Source organism: Halomonas litopenaei (assembly GCF_017303055.1).
Classification (GTDB): domain Bacteria; phylum Pseudomonadota; class Gammaproteobacteria; order Pseudomonadales; family Halomonadaceae; genus Halomonas; species Halomonas litopenaei_A.
Window position 1 is genome coordinate 179,385 of sequence record NZ_JAEKJT010000003.1, and the last position, 17,874, is coordinate 197,258.

General features: G+C 59.9%; 17 protein-coding genes. 7 read left to right on the top strand and 10 right to left on the bottom strand.

The window, feature by feature from the left end; translation table 11 throughout:
• Positions 1-17 precede the first annotated feature (17 nt).
• The 3 genes from JF545_RS04900 to puuE form a co-directional block, all read right to left on the bottom strand.
• A complete protein-coding gene (locus JF545_RS04900) occupies positions 18-860 on the bottom strand; it encodes a bifunctional allantoicase/(S)-ureidoglycine aminohydrolase (protein ID WP_206939840.1) in 843 nt (280 codons plus the stop codon).
• Between the two features lie 13 nt (positions 861-873).
• A complete protein-coding gene (locus JF545_RS04905) occupies positions 874-1,362 on the bottom strand; it encodes an ureidoglycolate lyase (protein WP_206939842.1) in 489 nt (162 codons plus the stop codon).
• A gap of 62 nt (positions 1,363-1,424) precedes the next feature.
• A complete protein-coding gene (gene puuE / locus JF545_RS04910; RefSeq protein ID WP_206939844.1) occupies positions 1,425-2,366 on the bottom strand; it encodes an allantoinase PuuE in 942 nt (313 codons plus the stop codon).
• A gap of 733 nt (positions 2,367-3,099) precedes the next feature.
• Between puuE and JF545_RS04915 the strand changes: the two genes are divergently transcribed.
• The 4 genes from JF545_RS04915 (at position 3,100) to JF545_RS04930 (ending at position 8,725) form a co-directional block, all read left to right on the top strand.
• Positions 3,100-3,852, top strand: coding sequence for an aspartate/glutamate racemase family protein (locus tag JF545_RS04915; protein ID WP_206939846.1), 753 nt, complete (start codon positions 3,100-3,102; stop codon positions 3,850-3,852).
• 91 nt (positions 3,853-3,943) lie between these two features.
• Positions 3,944-5,305, top strand: coding sequence for an NCS1 family transporter (locus tag JF545_RS04920; RefSeq protein ID WP_206939848.1), 1,362 nt, complete (start codon positions 3,944-3,946; stop codon positions 5,303-5,305).
• 104 nt (positions 5,306-5,409) lie between these two features.
• A complete protein-coding gene (locus JF545_RS04925; RefSeq protein ID WP_206939850.1) occupies positions 5,410-6,864 on the top strand; it encodes an NCS1 family nucleobase:cation symporter-1 in 1,455 nt (484 codons plus the stop codon).
• Between the two features lie 253 nt (positions 6,865-7,117).
• The gene (locus JF545_RS04930; protein ID WP_206939852.1) at positions 7,118-8,725 is read left to right on the top strand and encodes an inorganic phosphate transporter; all 1,608 of its coding nucleotides are present in this window, start codon (positions 7,118-7,120) and stop codon (positions 8,723-8,725) included.
• A 192-nt stretch (positions 8,726-8,917) separates the two neighbouring features.
• Here the strand turns inward: JF545_RS04930 and JF545_RS04935 are convergent, their stop codons facing one another.
• The 3 genes from JF545_RS04935 to uraH form a co-directional block, all read right to left on the bottom strand.
• Positions 8,918-9,652: a GntR family transcriptional regulator gene (locus JF545_RS04935; protein WP_206939854.1), complete on the bottom strand. Its 735-nt coding sequence runs from the start codon at positions 9,650-9,652 to the stop codon at positions 8,918-8,920.
• A 103-nt stretch (positions 9,653-9,755) separates the two neighbouring features.
• On the bottom strand, positions 9,756-10,994 hold the full coding sequence (locus JF545_RS04940; RefSeq protein ID WP_206939856.1) for a urate hydroxylase PuuD: 1,239 nt from the start codon (positions 10,992-10,994) through the stop codon (positions 9,756-9,758).
• A 212-nt stretch (positions 10,995-11,206) separates the two neighbouring features.
• Entirely contained in the window at positions 11,207-11,560 is a 354-nt protein-coding gene (uraH, locus tag JF545_RS04945) for a hydroxyisourate hydrolase (protein ID WP_206940801.1), read from the bottom strand.
• 291 nt (positions 11,561-11,851) lie between these two features.
• On the opposite strand from uraH, the gene uraD reads away from it, so the two are divergent.
• Positions 11,852-12,370: a 2-oxo-4-hydroxy-4-carboxy-5-ureidoimidazoline decarboxylase gene (uraD, locus tag JF545_RS04950; protein WP_206939858.1), complete on the top strand. Its 519-nt coding sequence runs from the start codon at positions 11,852-11,854 to the stop codon at positions 12,368-12,370.
• A gap of 272 nt (positions 12,371-12,642) precedes the next feature.
• Here the strand turns inward: uraD and JF545_RS20055 are convergent, their stop codons facing one another.
• The 3 genes from JF545_RS20055 to JF545_RS04960 form a co-directional block, all read right to left on the bottom strand.
• Positions 12,643-12,771, bottom strand: a complete 129-nt coding sequence (locus JF545_RS20055) for a hypothetical protein (RefSeq protein ID WP_261315947.1) — start codon at positions 12,769-12,771, stop codon at positions 12,643-12,645.
• Positions 12,768-13,130 carry a hypothetical protein gene (locus JF545_RS04955; protein WP_206939861.1) on the bottom strand — a complete coding sequence of 121 codons (363 nt, stop codon included), beginning with the start codon at positions 13,128-13,130 and terminating at the stop codon, positions 12,768-12,770. The genes JF545_RS20055 and JF545_RS04955 overlap by 4 nt, the downstream gene beginning before the upstream one ends.
• A 619-nt stretch (positions 13,131-13,749) precedes the next feature.
• Complete coding sequence (locus JF545_RS04960; protein ID WP_206939863.1) at positions 13,750-14,463, bottom strand: glutathione S-transferase N-terminal domain-containing protein; 714 nt, start codon at positions 14,461-14,463, stop codon at positions 13,750-13,752.
• Between the two features lie 356 nt (positions 14,464-14,819).
• On the opposite strand from JF545_RS04960, the gene JF545_RS04965 reads away from it, so the two are divergent.
• Entirely contained in the window at positions 14,820-16,523 is a 1,704-nt protein-coding gene (locus tag JF545_RS04965) for an L-lactate permease (RefSeq protein WP_206939865.1), read from the top strand.
• Positions 16,524-17,023: 500 nt separating this feature from the next.
• A complete protein-coding gene (locus tag JF545_RS04970; protein ID WP_206939867.1) occupies positions 17,024-17,176 on the top strand; it encodes a hypothetical protein in 153 nt (50 codons plus the stop codon).
• 155 nt (positions 17,177-17,331) lie between these two features.
• On the opposite strand, the gene JF545_RS04975 is transcribed toward JF545_RS04970, so the two are convergent.
• Positions 17,332-17,856: a gamma carbonic anhydrase family protein gene (locus JF545_RS04975; protein WP_206939869.1), complete on the bottom strand. Its 525-nt coding sequence runs from the start codon at positions 17,854-17,856 to the stop codon at positions 17,332-17,334.
• Positions 17,857-17,874 lie beyond the last annotated feature (18 nt).

Here is a 17,874-nt window from a genome sequence, read left to right on the forward strand (position 1 = left end):
GATCCGTGGACCAGGCCTCAGGACAGCACAGGCAGCTTCATGTGGCGATTGACGTCCTTGTACAGCAGGTAGCGGAAGGGGCCAGGCCCACCGGCATAACAGGCCTGTGGGCAGAACGCCCTCAGCCACATGTAGTCACCGGCTTCCACTTCGACCCACTGCTGATTGAGATGATAGACCGCCTTGCCCTCCAGCACGTAGAGACCGTGTTCCATGACGTGGGTCTCATCGAAGGGGATCACGCCTCCGGGCTGGAAGGTCACCACCGTCACGTGCATATCGTGGCGCATGTCCTCGGGATCAACGAAGCGCGTGGTCGCCCAGACCTCGTTGCAGTCAGGCATGACCGTCGGCGCGATGTCGTTCTCGTTGGTCACGATCGGCTCCGGCAGATCGATACCGTCAACCGCCTCATAGGCCTTGCGAATCCAGTGAAACCGCACCGCTTCCGTGCTGGAGTTGTGCAGCTGCCAATCACTGCCGGGGGGGATAAACGCATAGCCTCCAGGCGTCATCACGTGCCGCTGGCCAGCGAGGGTCAATTCAAGCTGGCCTTCCACCACGAACAGCACGCCTTCGGCCTGGGGATTGGACTCGGGGCGCTCACTGCCCCCGCCTGGCCCGACCTCCATGATGTACTGAGAAAACGTCTCAGCAAAGCCAGACAAGGGGCGTGAGAGCACCCACAGGCGAGTATTGTTCCAGTGCGGCAGCTTGCTGGTCACGATGTCGCGATACACCCCCTTGGGGATGACCGCAAAGGCCTCGGTAAACATCGCTCGGTCAGTGGTCATGACCTTCTGCCCGGGATGGCCGCCATGAGGCGCGTAGTAGTGTCGTGTGGGACGAGAGTCACTCATCTTGGTTTCCTTGTCAGTCCAGTGTCACGCGCAGGTCGAGGGGGAACTCGTCGCAGTTGTCGCCGTCCCCGCCGCGATCCACGACCAGAAACTCCCCTTCCCGGTCCAGCACCGACTGGATGGCATGCCAGGTACCTGCACGATAGTTCACACCCTGGCGACCGTCGGTCACGAACGCGCGCACCTGGTCAGCTTCAATGGCATCCCCTGGGGGAGCAACGACAATGATGAAACGCTCTTCGTGCAGCGGCATGAAGGCCTGGCTGCCCAGCGGATGACGCTCGAGAAAGCTCAGCGTCAGCGGCAGCTCGATCGGCTGGCTGACGAACAGGCTGATCATTGGCCGGGCGTTATCACCCAGCGTCTCGATCGCGACCAGGTCATGATGACGCTGGGTGCGCCCGGCATTGATCGGAAAAGACGATGACGTGCGTGCGTCGATGACATCGCCAAAGGGGGCAAAGGCCTCGGCCGTCAGCGGCCGCGCAATCAGTTCTAGCATGGGAATTCCTGGGTCTCGTGGCGGGCTTCAACGCCCGTGCAGCATGACGCTATCCGACGTCTTCAGCCAATCGGCGCGGGGGAAGGCGCCGGAAAATGCTCAGCCCAGTGGCGGGCGATGTCCACTCGGCGCGTCACCCACACCCGATCATGCGCCTCGATATGGTCAAGGAAGCGCTGCAACGCGCGGAACCGCCCGGGGCGACCGATCAAGCGGCAGTGCAGACCGACCGACAGCATCTTGGGTGACTCATCACCCTCGGCATAGAGGACATCAAAGGCGTCACGCAGGTAGGTGAAAAAGTGGTCAGCGGTGTTGAAGCCTTGCGGCGCCGCAAAGCGCATATCATTGCTGTCCAGAGTATAGGGCACCACGAGATGGGGGTGCTGCTGGCCCTGGCTGTCCGCTTCACAGGTCCAGAAAGGCAGATCATCACCGTAATAGTCGCTGTCGTACAGAAAGCCACCTTCGTCCAGCACCAAGCGACGAGTGTTGGGGCTATCACGCCCGGTGTACCAGCCTAGCGGGCGTTCGCCGTAAAGCCGCTCGAAGATCTCGATGGCCTTGCGCATATGTTCCCGCTCCACCTTCTCGGACACCTGCTGATAATGAATCCAGCGATAGCCGTGACAGGCAATCTCATGGCCCAGTTCCTTGAAGGCCAACGCCAGCTCAGGGTGACGCTCAAGCGCCATGGCGACCCCGAACACCGTCAGCGGCATGCCGCGGCGCTCGAACTCTCTCAGAACCCGCCACACGCCTGCCCGGGAGCCATATTCGTAGATCGACTCCATGCTCAAGTGACGGTCTGGGTAGCTGTCGGCACCAATGATCTCAGACAGGAACTGCTCGGATCCCGCATCACCGTGCAATACGCAGTTCTCCCCACCCTCTTCGTAATTGAGCACAAACTGAACGGCAATCTTCGCCCTGCCTGGCCAGTTGGCATGGGGCGGCGTGCGGCCATAGCCGACAAGATCCCTGGGATAGGCGGTTGTTGTCATGATGTCTTCTCCTGAAAGCCAGTGGGCGCATCCAGCGCTTGCTCGGGCTGATCGGTCCAGCGGACATAGGGCCAGGGGCCAGGGGCAAGGCGCAAGGGGCACAGCGCTTCGACACAGTGTTTCGACCTGGCGCGCAGACCTGACGCATAGACCTAGCGCTTAACACACAGGGGCGTCATGTCACCGATATGGCGCACTGCCGCCCGGCACTCCCGGCCGCGCCTCATTATGTATACAAAAGAAAGATAGACTGTACTCAAGCCACGAGCAACCACTCTATCGTCGAAGATATCGTCGAAGATCGGACTCGCTCTTCGTCAACAACGCGGCTCCAGTCGGGTCTTCCATCCCGGTCTTCAGACCCATACTTCAAGCCGCCCTCCAGCACCGCTCTCAGGCATTGTCCTAAGTGCTTGAACCGAGGGGCCAGCCGACGCGACCTGAGATTGCCGCCCCGTGTGAACGCTGCGTCCAGCGGCCCTCGACCAGGCTGCGCCACCAATTGTATACACTTTCCCAACATTCTCGTCCTCACATACTAACAAAGATCGTCATCAATATGCCGTAACGACGGAGCGAGATCGGTGGTCGCGCCATAAAAAATCTCTTAAGCATTGTTTTTTAACGTAATTTAAAACCAGGCATTGCCTGGCATCTTTCGACTTGATACGTATTCGATGTAGCACTATTTTGTGTACAAAGAGATATCGATTCGTTCACGAAGGTAGCGAGCATGCACGTACACCTGATCAACCCCAATACCACTGATGCGATGACAGAGACCATCCGTCTCGCCGCTACGGACATCGCCGGCCCCGCGACTCGCGTGACTGCCTCGCAGCCCGCCAGTGGGCCTGTCTCCATTGAAGGTCACTTTGACGAGGCCATCAGCGCTGTCGGGGTTGTCGAAGAGGTCCTGAGAATGGATCGTGAGACCCAGGTCGATGCCTACGTGGTGGCGTGCTTCGGTGATCCTGGGCTGCTGGCCGCTCGCGAAGCGACTCGGGCGCCAGTCATCGGCATCGCAGAAGCGGCCTTTCATATGGCAAGCCTGATCAGCACTCGCTTCTCGGTGGTCACCACCCTGCCACGCACGGTGATCATCGCCGAACACCTGCTGGACCAGTACGGCTTCCGCCACCAGTGTCGGCGTGTCCGTGCGGCCGATATCCCGGTGCTGGATCTTGAACAGGACGGCGATCGCGCCCTTGCCAGGATTATCGAAGAAGGGCGCCGCGCCAAGCAGGAGGATGGCATCGGCGCCATCGTTCTCGGCTGCGGCGGCATGGCAGATCTGACCGACACCATCAGCCGAGAGGTCGGCCTGCCGGTGGTTGAAGGGGTGACGTCAGCGGTCAAGCTGGCAGAGGCATTGGTCGGGCTGGGACTTGCTACCAGCAAGACCGGTGACCTGGCGTTCCCCCGGCCCAAGCCCTTCGTCGGCCACTATCAGCACCTGTCACACCTCACATTTACTCAGGAATAGCATAGGCACCAGCCACCTGCTTCCCGCCAGGCCCTTACCGCTCCGGGCCCTGCCTGCGGTCAATAATAATCCACAATAAGCGAGGTCCTCGATGACCACTTCCACCTCTCGGCCGGACGCCCCCCAAGGCATCGCCCCGGCCGCCACCAAAAGCCTCGGCGATGAATCTCTTGCGCCTCAGAAAACTCGCATCATGGGGCGCACCTCCTACCTGCTGGCCTGGTTCGGGGGCTGTGTCTCCATTGGTACCTTTACCATGGGGTCCAGTGTCGTCGGCACGCTCAACCTGATCCAGGCCACGGTAGCGATTGCCATCGGCTGCTTTATCATCGGTATCGCCCTTGCCCTGAACGGTGCCGCTGGATACAAGTACGGCATTCCCTTCATGGTCCAGGCGCGCAGCGCCTTCGGCTTTCAGGGCACCCGCTTACCCGGCTTGGTGCGAGCCGTTCCGGCGATTGTCTGGTACGGCTTCCAGAGCTGGATTGGGGCCGGCGCACTGAATCTGGTGTCTGCCACCCTGTTCGGCTATGACAACCTGATCGTGTTCTTCATCGCTTTCCAGTTTGTGCAGATCGGCCTTTCGGTGCTGGGCTTTCAGGGCATCAAGTGGCTTGAGAACGTGGGCAGCGCCTTCATCCTGGCGTCGCTGGTGTACATGTTCTACAGCACCGTGGCCCGGTACGGTGACACGCTGTCGGCCAATCTGGTCACCATGGAGGGCTCATGGGGCCTGCCCTTCTGGGGGGCTACCATGCTGTTTCTGGGCATCTACTCGACCATGATGCTCAACGTCAGCGATTACTCACGAGAGCACGTCGAAGGCTCGGGTCCCGGCCTGCTGACGACCCTCTACGCCATGTCGATACTGCCCTGCACGCTGTTCATGGGCCTGATTGGCTTCATGGTGTCCGAGGCGACCGGCGTGGCCGATCCGATACGCGTGTTTGCCAACGCCGTCGACAACACCCCTCTGCTGATGACCACCCTGCTGTTCATCGCCTTCGCTCAGGTGACCACCAATGTCCTCAACAATGTGGTACCGCCAACCTACGTGCTGATGGACACCTTCAAGCTGAGTTACCGCAAGGCCTCGGTCGTCGTTGGTCTATTGGCGTTCGCCACCTTCCCCTGGGAGTTGGTCAAGGATGAGTCAGCTGCTGGCCTGCAGGTGTTCGTACAGACCTATTCCGCCTTTCTCGGCCCCATCTTTGCCGTACTGGTGGTGGACTACTACCTGATTCGCCGGCGCACCCTGGACCTGGACAAGCTCTACGATCCGAATGGCCCCTACCGTGGCGTCAATCTGGCGGCCTTCATTGCCACCGCCGTAGGCGTCGTGGCGGCCTTCAGCTTCTCCACCATTTCCTGGTACGCCAGTCTGATTCCCGCGGGCCTCACCTATCTGCTGTTGATGCGCTACTGGCAAGGTTGCCAGCGCTTCAACCAGTAAGCGTACTGCAACGGCGAGGTGACTGACCTCGCCTTGCCTTTTCCGGCTGACAGCAACGCATCATGACATCCGCCTGACGCTATCCAACAACAAGAGTGATCCCCATGGCCGATTCCGACCTGACCCTCGATACCACGAGGGTCGACCCGAGCCTCTACAACCACGACCTGGCCCCGCTCCCCCACTCACGGCGCAGCTGGGGAGCCTTCGAAATCTTCAATGTCTGGTCCAACGATATTCAAAGCCTGTTTGGCTACACCCTGGCAGCCTCGTTGTTTCTGTCCTACAACCTCAGCGGCTGGGCGGTGATGGCAGCGATCATGCTGGCCGGCTTGATCGTGATGTTTCTGGTCAACCTGACCGGTGCCCCGAGCGTTCGCTACGGCATCCCCTTCCCGGTCATGGTCCGCGCCAGCCTCGGGGTTAGAGGTTCCAACCTGCCGGCTCTGCTGCGCGCCATCGTCGGTATTTTCTGGTATGGCGTGCAGACCTACTTTGCCTCCACCGCCGTCACGCTGATGATTACCGCCCTTATCGGCACGGATGGAGGGGAAGGCGTGCTTGGCCTGTCACCCGTCGCCTGGCTGTCGTTTGTGCTGGTGTGGCTGTTCCAGATCGCCATCTTCTGGTCCGGCATCGAGCGCATCAAGCACTTCCTGAACTGGGCAGGCCCGCTGGTCTACGTGGTCATGGTCGTGCTGATGCTGATTGTCTGGTGGCAAGCCGGCAGCGAGCTGCTGCCTGCCGTCGGGAGCATCTTCTCGACCAGCGGCGAGGATAGCGGAGGCCTATCTGCCTTTGCTGCCGTGGTCGGGACCATGGTCGCCTACTTTGCCGCCGTCGTGATCAACTTCGGGGATTTCACCCGCTTCGTACAAAGCGAGCGCCAGATGAAGCTGGGCAACCTGCTGGGCCTGCCCTTGAACGTGGCCTTCTTTTCCTTCATCGCGCTGATCATCACCGCCGGCACCCTGGTACTGTTCGGCGAGGCGCTGACCAACCCCACCGATATCGTCGATCGTGTCGATGCCTTGCCCCTGACGCTGCTGGCCGCCGTCACGTTTTTCGCCGCTACCGTCGGCATCAACCTGGTGGCCAATTTCATCCCCCCTGCCTATGACCTGGCGAACCTATTCCCGCGGCATATCAGCTTCAAGGTCGGCGGCCTGATCACTGCCTGCGTCGCCTTTTTTGTCGGCGCACTGTGGGTCTCGGTCATCAGCCAAATTGGCGTGCCGGGCTTCGTCAACGCGCTAGGCGCCATCGTCGCGCCCTTCTACGGCATCATCGTTGTCGACTTCTATCTGATCAAAGGCGGCAAGCTCGATGTGCAGGCACTGTTTTCCGCCAAGCAGGGCGATGCCTATACCTACACCAACGGTTGGAACCTGCGGGCCGTGGCCGCCTTCGCATTGGCCGCGGTGTTTTCTCTGGCGACGGTGATCGTTCCTGCCCTGCAAGGACTTGCAGGTTTTGGCTGGATGATGGGCGCCGCCCTCGGGGGCGTGCTGTATTTTGCCCTGATGCACCAGTACCGGGTCCCGCAACCGGCTCACTAGGCGACCAAGACGATGACACCATGCCCTTCCCGGCCTGGCCCGGGGAGGGCCTGCTGTGCACGTACTTCCTCCTCCCCAAAGACGTAAGCTCCTGCCTACTATCTCTACCCGCACGACCAACCCCTTCCCCAGCCTGCACGACAAAGCACACAACGCAGCCAAGATGACATCTCGCTGTCATCGCCTCTGCCCATTGTCATCCTCACGCCCTGCCGTCCCACGAGCAAGGCATGCCCACCTCAGAGGATGCACAATGACCACCCCTTCCCCCTCGCTATCGGTTCCTGCGGGGCTTCGCCCATCAGGGCTGAGCCTGGCCTTTGCGGTACTTCTCTTCGCTACCGTCGGCTACTTTCTGTTCTGGGGCTTCGGCTACACCCAGGGCCACTTTCCGCTGGTATTCACCCTGGCCACCCTGTTCGGGGTGTTCATGGCCTTCAATATCGGCGGCAATGATGTGGCCAATTCCTTCGGCACCAGCGTCGGCGCAGGAACCTTGTCGATCAAGCAGGCCTTGCTGGTGGCGGCGGTGTTCGAGGTCAGCGGTGCGGTCATCGCAGGCGGAGAGGTCACCGATACGATCCGCAAGGGCATCGTCGATCTGTCGGGCATGACGGTCGCGCCGATGGACTTCATCTTCATCATGATGTCGGCACTGGTAGCCGCCGCCCTGTGGCTACTGTTTGCCAGCAAGAAAGGCTATCCGGTCTCCACCACCCATTCGATCATCGGTGCCATTGTGGGCTCGTCCATCGTGCTCGGAACCATGACCCCAGGGGTCGACAGCCTTGGCCTGGTGCAGTGGGGCAAGATCTGGCAGATCGCTATCTCCTGGGTGCTGTCACCGGTGCTGGGGGGACTGATGTCATATGCGCTGTTCAGCATGATCAGGAAACACATCCTCAACTATAACGATGAGGCGGAGCAGCGTCTGAAGGCGATCAAGCGCGAGAAATACGAGAATGATCGTCGCCATAAGGAGGCCTTCGAGCGCCTGTCAGAGATCCAGAAGATTTCCTATACCCATGCCATGACCCGGGACGTTCAGGTCTACCATGACCAGGACTACCAGGATGATGAGCGTGCCGAATTCGAGTCAGACTACTTCAAGGAGCTCAAGCGGATCGAGCGCCAGCGCGAGGATATCGATGCCCATCGTGCCCTGCAGAACTGGGTGCCCCTGGTCGCCGCCGGCGGAGCCATGATCATCTCGGCCATGCTGCTGTTCAAGGGCTTCAAGCATCTCGACCTGGGACTGACGACGCTTAATAACTACCTGATCATGGGCATGATCGGTGCCGTGGTATGGATGGCCACGTTTATCTTTGCCGAGACGCTCAAGGGCACCTCGCTGTCCCGCTCGACCTTCCTGATGTTCAGCTGGATGCAGGTCTTTACCGCGGCGGGGTTTGCCTTTAGCCATGGCTCCAACGATATCGCCAATGCCATCGGCCCCTTCGCCGCCATCCTTGACGTACTGCGTACTGGCGCCATTGGCGCCGAAGCGACCATCCCTCCGATCGCCATGATCACCTTCGGGGTCGCCCTTATCGTCGGTCTCTGGTTTATCGGCAAGGAGGTGATCCAGACCGTCGGACACAATCTGACCGCCATGCATCCGGCATCCGGGTTTGCGGCAGAGCTGGCGGCGGCAGGCGTCGTGATGCTGGCTTCCATCATGGGCCTGCCGGTGTCCAGTACACACATCCTGATCGGCGCGGTGCTGGGCATTGGCCTGGTCAACCATCAGACCAACTGGCAGCTGATGAAACCCATCGGCCTGGCCTGGGTCATCACGCTACCGGCAGCAGGCCTGATCAGCGCCATCGCCTTCGTGACGCTGCGTACCCTGTTCGGCTAAACCTGTCGGCCTTTCCCAGCGGGCCACGATAGGCTGCAGGACACAATAGGTTGCAGGCCCAGCGCGAGGCGATGCGTTGGCGCTCTACAGAGTTCGATCCCGCGCTACCAACGAAAAGCCCCGAACCATCTGCTGATGATTCGGGGCTTTTTGGGGTGTTGTGGCGCTATGTTGGGGCGTCGCTTGGCGGTGTCAGCGGGAAAAGATCTCGAACAGGTTGGGTGCTTCGTTCTCTTCTTCGACGATGGACAGGGACGCTTCGATGGCTTTCAGGTGCCGACCCATAAATGCTGCGGCGCGCTCAGCCTTGCCCTCGGCCAGGAAATTGATGAGGTCCTGATGGTCATGGGACTCACAGCCCAGGTGACCGGTGTTACCGTACACCGCCAGAATCAGGGAGCTGCGAGAACACAGACGCTCAACGAAGTCGGCCAGTGTCCGATTGCCGGACAGCCTGGCCAGATAGGTATGAAAATCCGCCGACAGCCTGATGGCCACGCTTTGCTGCCCAGTGCGCAGTGCATCGCGTTCACGTCGCGCCATCTCACGCAGCGTGTCGATATCAGCGCTGGTAATCCTTCTCGCAATGTCGGGCATCAGCCCGCACTCCACCATCTGGCGCGCATCGAACACGTCCTTGGCCTCGTCAGCGGTAGGACGCGTCACGCTGGCGCCGCGACGTGGCGTCAGGGTCACCAGCTCCTCCAGCGCAAGACGTTGGAGGATCTTGCGGATGCCGGTTCGGCTGACACCGAACACGTCCGACAGGGCATCCTCGCGCAGGCGGGCTCCCGGCTTCAGCCGGTGCTCGATGATGGCATCACTGATGGACCGATGAATCGCTTCATGTCGCTCGGCGCCATCACCGTTCTTGCCCTGGCGCGGCGACGACGTGGCAGATGGCGACGCTTTTACGCGCTGATTCATCAGCATAGCCCTCAGAGTCAGTATGTCGTTATTGTATACGACATACGCCATCAACAAGAACCATCACCACCCGCTTGCTCTCCACGCTTGCCCCCGCACGGTGTCACTCTCCCCAGTTGGCGATCAAGGTACGTTCGTCGTCGGTCATTTGCGTCAGATTCCCGAGTGGCATGTAGCCACTGGCGACCACTTGTTGAATCTGTGCCTTGTGTTGTTGGGTCTGAGCCTCAGTGTCCAGCGCGACACCCAAGGGAGGAGCAGAGAACCCGGGATGAGAAGGTTGGGCCGCGTGACAACTGACGCAGCGCTCCTCCATGACCGCATGCACTCGTGCCAGAGGCGTCGCCCCTCCGTCGCTTGACGCCACCACTGAGCTGTCAGAGGAGGAAGAGGAGGCCACCGAACCACTTGCCAGCCACGGACTTCCCACTGCGAAGGCCAGCAGGATCAGCGCCACGCCAATGATCGGATAGCCAGGCTTGTGCTGACCACTATGCATCAACACAAAATACTGACGAATCAATGCCCCGCCAAAGATCAGCAGAGCCATGATTACCCAGGCCCAGTCGTTGCTGTAGGCAAAGGAATAGTGGTTGCTGATCATCAACAGCACCACCGGCAACGTAAAGTAAGTGTTGTGGACCGAGCGCTGCTTGCCGCGCTTGCCGTCAAGCGGGTTCGGTGCCTCACCGGCCTTCATCGCTTTGACCATGCGGCGCTGGCCAGGGATGATCCAGAAGAAGACGTTGGCAGACATGGCCGTCGCCATGACGGCACCGGTCAGCAGAAATGCCGCGCGCCCCGCAAAGATATGCACGCTAAGGTAGGCCACAACCACCATCATGACGGCCACCCCCACACTCAAGAGACCATCCCGCTCCATATTGGGGCTGACACGCTTGCACATCTCGTTGTAGACCACCCAGCCACCCAGCAGGAACAGCAATGCCACGATATTGGCCTGCCACCCCGTCATGTTGGCCGCCCACTGCCATGGGCTGTTGGGGTTGACCAGATAGAAGCCGGGATTCGCCATATACAAAATGACAAACAGGGCAAAGCCTGACAGCCACGTCGTGTACGCCTTCCAGAACGACCAGTGGAGATCATCCGGCAATTTCGCCGGAGCCGTCGCATACTTCTGGTTGTGGTAGAAACCGCCACCGTGGACGGCCCACATCTCGCCAAACACGCCCTTGCTGCGATCTTCCTCCGCCTTGGGGGTCTTCAACGAGTTGTCGAGCATGACGAAATAGATGGACTCACCGATCCAGGCAACGGCGGCAATGACATGGAGCCAGCGCAGCATGAAGTTGCTCACGTCCAACAGATAAGATGACATAGTCCTAATCCCGGCTGTTTATTATTGGAAAGCAGAGGGCTGCCCGAGTGCAGACACGTCGCGGCCCCTGGGCGAAGCGCTGCATACATCAACCGAGCAAAACAATGCGCTCGGCGCCAGCAGCTCGGTCCCCGAAGCCTCTATTCCAATGAGGTGTTCAAGCGGCGCGCAACGCAGCCATTCGCCCCGGCGAGCATGTATGCAGTGCGTTCTCAGCTGCCCCGGTAGGTGGAGTAGCTATAGGGCGAGAGCAGCAACGGTACATGGTAGTGCTCAGTGGCATCGGCAACCCCGAAACGCAACGGAATCCGATCGAGGAAACGAGGCTCGCGAGCCTCGATGCCTTGAGCGCGCAGATAGTCGCCTGCGTGGAATACCAGCTCGTATTCCCCTTCGATGAGGTCACTGCCCTCTAGAATCGGATGATCACAACGTCCGTCGTCGTTGGTGATCACATCACCCAAATGTACGCGACGGTCTCCTTCAAGGCGGAAGAGCTCGATACGAATTCCTTGGCCAGGGCGGCCAAGCGCTGTGTCCAGTACATGCGTCGTCAGGCGTCCCATCATGATCCTCACTTATGGTGGTCAGTCTTTAGGTAAACCGTCATCAGGTGGTCAGTCACGTTGGCCGCACCGATCAAGCAAGCGCAGGCCAGGACGTCAACCGGCAAGACGAAGAGACCGATATCATGGTAAACATCATTGATCGAATGTAGAGTACATTTCAAACAATTTTTTGTATACAGTTTGAAAAAGCGAAGTCGCAGCGAGATCGCCGCCTCGTCTTCAGCCGCCCATCACCGGTAGCCGAGCCGACGAACCACCCCGCTATCCTCAGATCACAGGAGCCAGCGAATGCCCACCCTCAGCGAACGTCCCAGCCAGATGGACCAACAGCGTTTTGTCGATACTTACGGAGACGTCTTCGAGCACTCACCTTGGGTGGCGGAACGCGCCTTTGCTCGGGGGCTCGCCACCAAGCACGATGACCCGGCGCAGCTAGCCCACCTCATGGGCGAGGTGCTGCTGGAGGCATCACCCGAGGAACAATTGCAGGTCATTCGCGCTCACCCCGACCTGGCGGGCAAGGCTGCCGCCGCGGGCGAGCTGACAGACGATTCCACCCGCGAACAAGCGGGAGCAGGCCTGGACCAGTGCACCCCAGAAGAACTCGCCCGATTCACCCGACTCAATGATGCCTACAAGGCACGCTTTGGCTTTCCCTTCATCATGGCGGTCAAGGGCGGCAATCGTCATACCATCCTGGCAGCCTTTGAGCAGCGACTGGACAACAGCGCCGAGCAGGAGCGCCACGAGGCCGTCATTCAAATCAACCGTATCGCTCGCTTTCGGTTGGAGGCACGAGCTCAATAGGCGTAAAAGCGGCCGTACCGGCACCGCCTGGCGATACGGGCCTCTATTGATTCAGACCTGCGATTCAGGCCTGCGTACAGCACATGGCTCGGACCGGAAAAATAGCCCGCAAAATAGCCCGCAACATAGCCCGCAACATAGCTGGGCAGATTCGCTCTGTCTGCAGCCAGGGGAGCCAGACAGAAAACGGCCCGTCGTCCTTACGACGGGCCGTCTGTCGTCCTGTGGCTCTGCCAAGCAGCAGCACGCTGTCTCGGGAGGCGACTGCGTCGTCAGCGCATTGCCGACCAGGCCATCTTCACGCCGCTCATTCTGATCAGCGCTCCGGGCTTGATCGGATCCGATGGGGCGATCAGCGCTGCGCAGCTGGCGGTATCCGATGCCTTGTCACGGCTATTCAAGACTCGTCCTTGGGTACATCCAGAGCCTGGCGGGCGACCGTCTGGCACTTTTCCTGATATTCCTTGCTCAGCGTAAACAGCTCTTCGCCTTCCACTCTCAAGGTCTCACCAATGGCTGACAGCGTTTCCTGCTGTGCCTGACTGGCATTGCGAAGACTCTCAGCATCGCTGACCTCGCACCAGGTACGCGCCTGAGCGATGCCGGCCTTGACCGCCGAGTCGATGGCCTTGAAGCGCACATCGAGCATTTTCTGTGAATACTCCAGTGTCAGCAGGCTGCTTTCGCGCCAGGGGGTGAATAGCGTGTCCATGGAGGGAATCATCTTGTCGATGGACGGCATGGCCTTGTTGTTGCTCATTTCTGTGTCTCCCTAGGAAGTCAGCCAGCACGCCAGAACATCGGTCAGGGCGACTCATGACTCACGCTTGCGTCCGCCCAGCCAGACAAGTGCTGCCTGTGATACATCGCGTCTTCAAACGAGCACAATTTAGTCTCGCCACATGAAGATTAGAACGCCCCATGCTGCGCCGCAACATCATATAAGACATATACGCGGGCGCCGCCCCCCTTCGGGGCCGAGGCAGTCAGCTATGGCAGCGGCACTCAGCATCACATCGAGAGCCAGCCTCATCTGACCATAGCAAGAGGAAAGTGACGCACCGGTGACAATCCGTTATCCGAGGGCTGGCGGCCTGTATTCGTACACTTTGTAAGAAAAGACGACATCGCGTGCTCCGTTACTATCGCGATGAAAAGCGGTGAAGCTACAGGGGTGGAGAAACACCCGAGACAGAACAAAAGACACAAGAAAACAGAAGAGTAAGACAGGCTTGCACAGTGGAAGGGAAAAACGGCAGGGAAAAAGAGCCTGAACCGGTACAAACGAAACCGTGAGGTCCTAGGGATAGGCGGCGAACAGCAGACGTATCAAGGTCTACGTCCGCCGCGTTTTACATCAGAGCTCTTCACATCAGAGCTCAGGGCCGATATGCGCCCTCGATATCAGTGATACGCACGGCCTTGCGTCCCATGCCATCGTTGACGTCCAGCATGCGTTCCAGCCAGGCGTAAACCGGATCCGCATTGGAGACCAGGTCCGCGGTCGAGACAGTGCGGGCCCACATGAAATTCGCAAAGAGCAGGTAGTCGGCGCCAGCCGGGGCATCGCCATCCACGAAATCGCTGCCAGAGAGCTGGCCCCGCAGTGGTTCCAGGGCGGAATCCAGCTGGCTCAAGCCCTTCGCCGGCGAATGGAACTGCTCAAGCGTCATGCCCAGGCGCTTTTCCCGGGTACTGCGAAAATAGTCGCGATCCTTGGGGTGAATCGCATTCATCAGATCCATCACGATGGTGCGCAGAATCGGCAGCTGCAGGGACCGTTCGCTGTAATGCTTGAAAAAGCGTGCTCGCGCCTGGCCCATCGAGTCGCCCAGCAAGGAAGGTGCCTCAGGGTAGGCACGATCAAGGTACTGCATGATCTCGAAGCTGTCGGTGATGACGTTATCGCCGTCCACCATCACTGGCACCTTGTCGTGATGGGAGAACTCAAGCGCCTCCTTCTCGGTGAAACACCAGGGGCGCGTCTCCAGCTCAAGGCCCTTATGCGCTACCGCAAGCTTGGCCCGCCAGCAAAACGGAGAGAAGCGCAGCGCCTCATCGATGCCACACAGGTCATACATCACCAGAGCCATGCCAAATACCCCATTTCAACAAAGTGTCCGCTGATAGTGCCATCCCCCACCACCGTCGCCAACGCTTGCGATGCAGGAATATCGACATTTTGCTGTCCATTAGTCTAACAATCTTGCCCGTTCGACAGCGGGAACAGGCTGAGCTGAAGACTCTAAACTATTGTAAATAAATGCTTAACTCGTTAAATCCAAAAACAACTCAGCATTCTCATTTTGGTCTGACCAATATCCCAGAGCTAGATCAACGTCGTGAGTCAGCTTATCGTGCCGCCTTGTCCGAACCTTAGGTCGAGATGCGACCGGCACGTCATACAACGGCAATTACAAACAAGGACACGACAAGAGACCCCAACACCATGACCGATACCTCCCTAGCGTTGATCGCCTTCATACCGCTCGTCCTGGCAGGCATTCTGCTGATTGGACTGCGCATGGCTGCCAAGATCGCCATGCCTATCGTCTTCGTGGTCACCGCATTGATCGCTCTGCTGGCCTGGGACATGACCTTTACCCGGGTCATGGCTTCCACCCTGCAGGGGTTGATCCTGACCGTAGCGATCCTGTGGATCATCTTTGGCGCCATCTTGTTGCTCAATACGCTGAAGCACTCGGGTGGCATTGCCGCCATCCGCAACGGTTTTTCCGGCATCAGCCCTGACCGCAGGGTCCAGGCCATCATCGTGGCCTGGCTGTTTGGCTGCTTTATCGAAGGTGCCTCGGGTTTTGGCACTCCAGCAGCGGTCGCCGCCCCACTGATGGTCGCCCTGGGCTTCCCGGCACTTGCCGCGGTCGTCGTCGGCATGATGATCCAGTCCACACCGGTGTCCTTCGGTGCTGTCGGCACCCCGATCGTGGTGGGCGTGGCCGGAGGCCTGGACAAGGCAGGCATCACTGCCTCGCTGGAGGCTGGCGGTGCCACCTGGCTGGAGTACTTCCGTTTGATCGCCGGTGAAGTGGCGCTGGTCCATGCCGTGGTGGGCATCCTGATGCCGCTGTTCATGGTCAGCGTGATGGTGCGCTTCTTCGGCGCCAACCGTTCGTGGAAGGAAGGCCTGGCCATTGCGCCTTTTGCCATCTTCGCCGGCGTTGCCTTCGTCGTGCCCTACGCCCTGGCGGGTGTCTTCCTGGGACCAGAGTTTCCTTCGATGATCGGCGCCATGGTGGGTCTGGCCATCGTCGTGCCTGCCGCCCGCCGCGGCTTCCTGATGCCCAAGGAGAACTGGGACTTTCCCGACGCGGACAGCTGGCCCAAGCACTGGATCGGCAAGCTCAGCATCAAGGCTGATGATGTCGTGGGCCGAGCGCCGATGAGCACCTTCATGGGCTGGCTACCTTACGTACTGCTGGCGGTGCTGCTGGTACTGTCGCGTACGGTAGATCCGTTCAAGCAGGCCCTGACCTCCATCAGCGTCGGCTTCAGCGATATTCTGGGCGAAGCTGGCATCTCCGGCAGCCTGCAGCCGCTGTACCTGCCGGGGGGCATCCTGTTGATGGTGGTCCTGTTGACCGCCCTGCTGCATCGCATGAACGGCAGCCAGCTCAAGGCGGCCTTCGGGGAATCCACCCGCACCTTGCTGGGAGCAGGTTTCGTGCTGGTATTCACCATTCCGATGGTGCGTATTCTCATCAACTCAGGCGTCAACGGCGCGGATCTGGCCTCCATGCCCGTCGCCATGGCCACCGCCGTGGCTGATGGTGTGGGCGGCATCTATCCACTGTTCGCACCGGCCGTCGGTGCCCTTGGCGCCTTTATTGCCGGCTCCAACACCGTCTCCAACCTGATGCTGGCCGACTTCCAGTTCAACGTGGCCCAACAGCTCGGTGTCTCCACTGCGCTTATGGTCGCGCTGCAGGCTGTGGGTGCCGCTGCCGGTAACATGATCGCCATCCACAACGTGGTCGCAGCCTCTGCAACGGTGGGCTTGCTGGGCCGTGAAGGCATCACGATTCGCAAGACCATTCTGCCGACGATCTACTATGTACTCGCGGCAGGTCTGATCGGGCTCGTGGCCATGCAAGTGGTCGGGATCAGTGATCCATTGATGGGACTTGCCGGGTAATCCCGTCACGCTCTACACGTCGCGCAACGAGGGCGTCACCACCGGTGGCGCCCTTTTTGGTTGCCCTGCCAGGCGACTTGCCTCAAGGGTCAAAACAGGCGTTGCACGGGCGTTCAAGGGCTGCCGCGAACCCTCGAAGGCCTGCAAGGTGGCTCGCCACTGCCTACCTATCGCCCGAGGCGATGCCTCCATAGCGCCAAGCCGGGCGCCCCTCTCAGCACAATTTGAATACTACTGTGCTGATATGGCGATCAGGCTCAGGGCCACCTAGAGTGACATCAAGGCAGGTAGTTAGCGCCGTGCCAGTTCTATAGCACCGCACAGATAATAGAGGAAGGCTTTCACCAAGGTCGCCGGGAATGACGGCCCATCCGGGAATGACGACCAATAAAGAAAGGCGAGACCGCGCCGCAGCCTCGCATCAAGGGACGACTCAGGACACCCTCGCCGATGGGGCGAAACCGTCCAGCGAGTCCACCACGCTGACAAGGAGACTTATCATGTCCTACTTTCTGTTCGCCCTGATCACCGTGATTGCTGCCATCATTATCACCCAGGCAGCACGCCCTACCGATGCCGCGCTGGTCCGCACCAAGATCCCCGTACCACCAAGGGCCCGGCGCTCCCATCGGCCCGCCAGGCGACGCTCCTGAGCGAAACAGCGGGAAGCTGGCCAGCACGCGTTCGCCCGTGCTGAAAGCAGCAGGCACTTGCCCTGGAGGCACACGGCCAGACAGTTTGTCTCCAAGAGGCGCCTCCTCGGCCAACCTGGCCTGAGGAGGCGCCGTCCAGGCGCTGGCTGCAAGCGCTAGCCAATCCTGGCTAGCCGCGTGCGATGCAGCCTGGCTTTCTCGACATAGCCCTGGGCATTGTCCTTCAGTGCAGCAATCGCCTTGTCATTGAGCTCACGGATGACTCTCGCCGGTGCACCTACAACCAGACTGTTGTCGGGAATTTCGGCGCCTTCCTTGACCAGAGCACCCGCACCGATCAGGCAATTCTTGCCGATCACCGCGCCATTGAGCACCACCGCCTGGATGCCGATCAGCGTCCCCTCTCCCACGGTGCAGCCATGCAACATGGCCTGATGCCCCACCGTCACGCCTGGTCCCACGACCAGCGGATAGCCGGGATCCGCATGCAGCACGGCACCATCCTGAATATTGCTGCCCTGTTGAATCTCGAGTGATTCGGTATCGCCCCTCAATACGGCCTGATACCACACGCTGGCGTCTTCGTGCAGCTTGACCTGGCCGATGACCTCGGCACTTTCGGCGACGAACACGCTGCGATGGATATGAGGGGAATGGTTACCCAGACGATAGATGGCCATGGCCCGCTCCTGACGTCG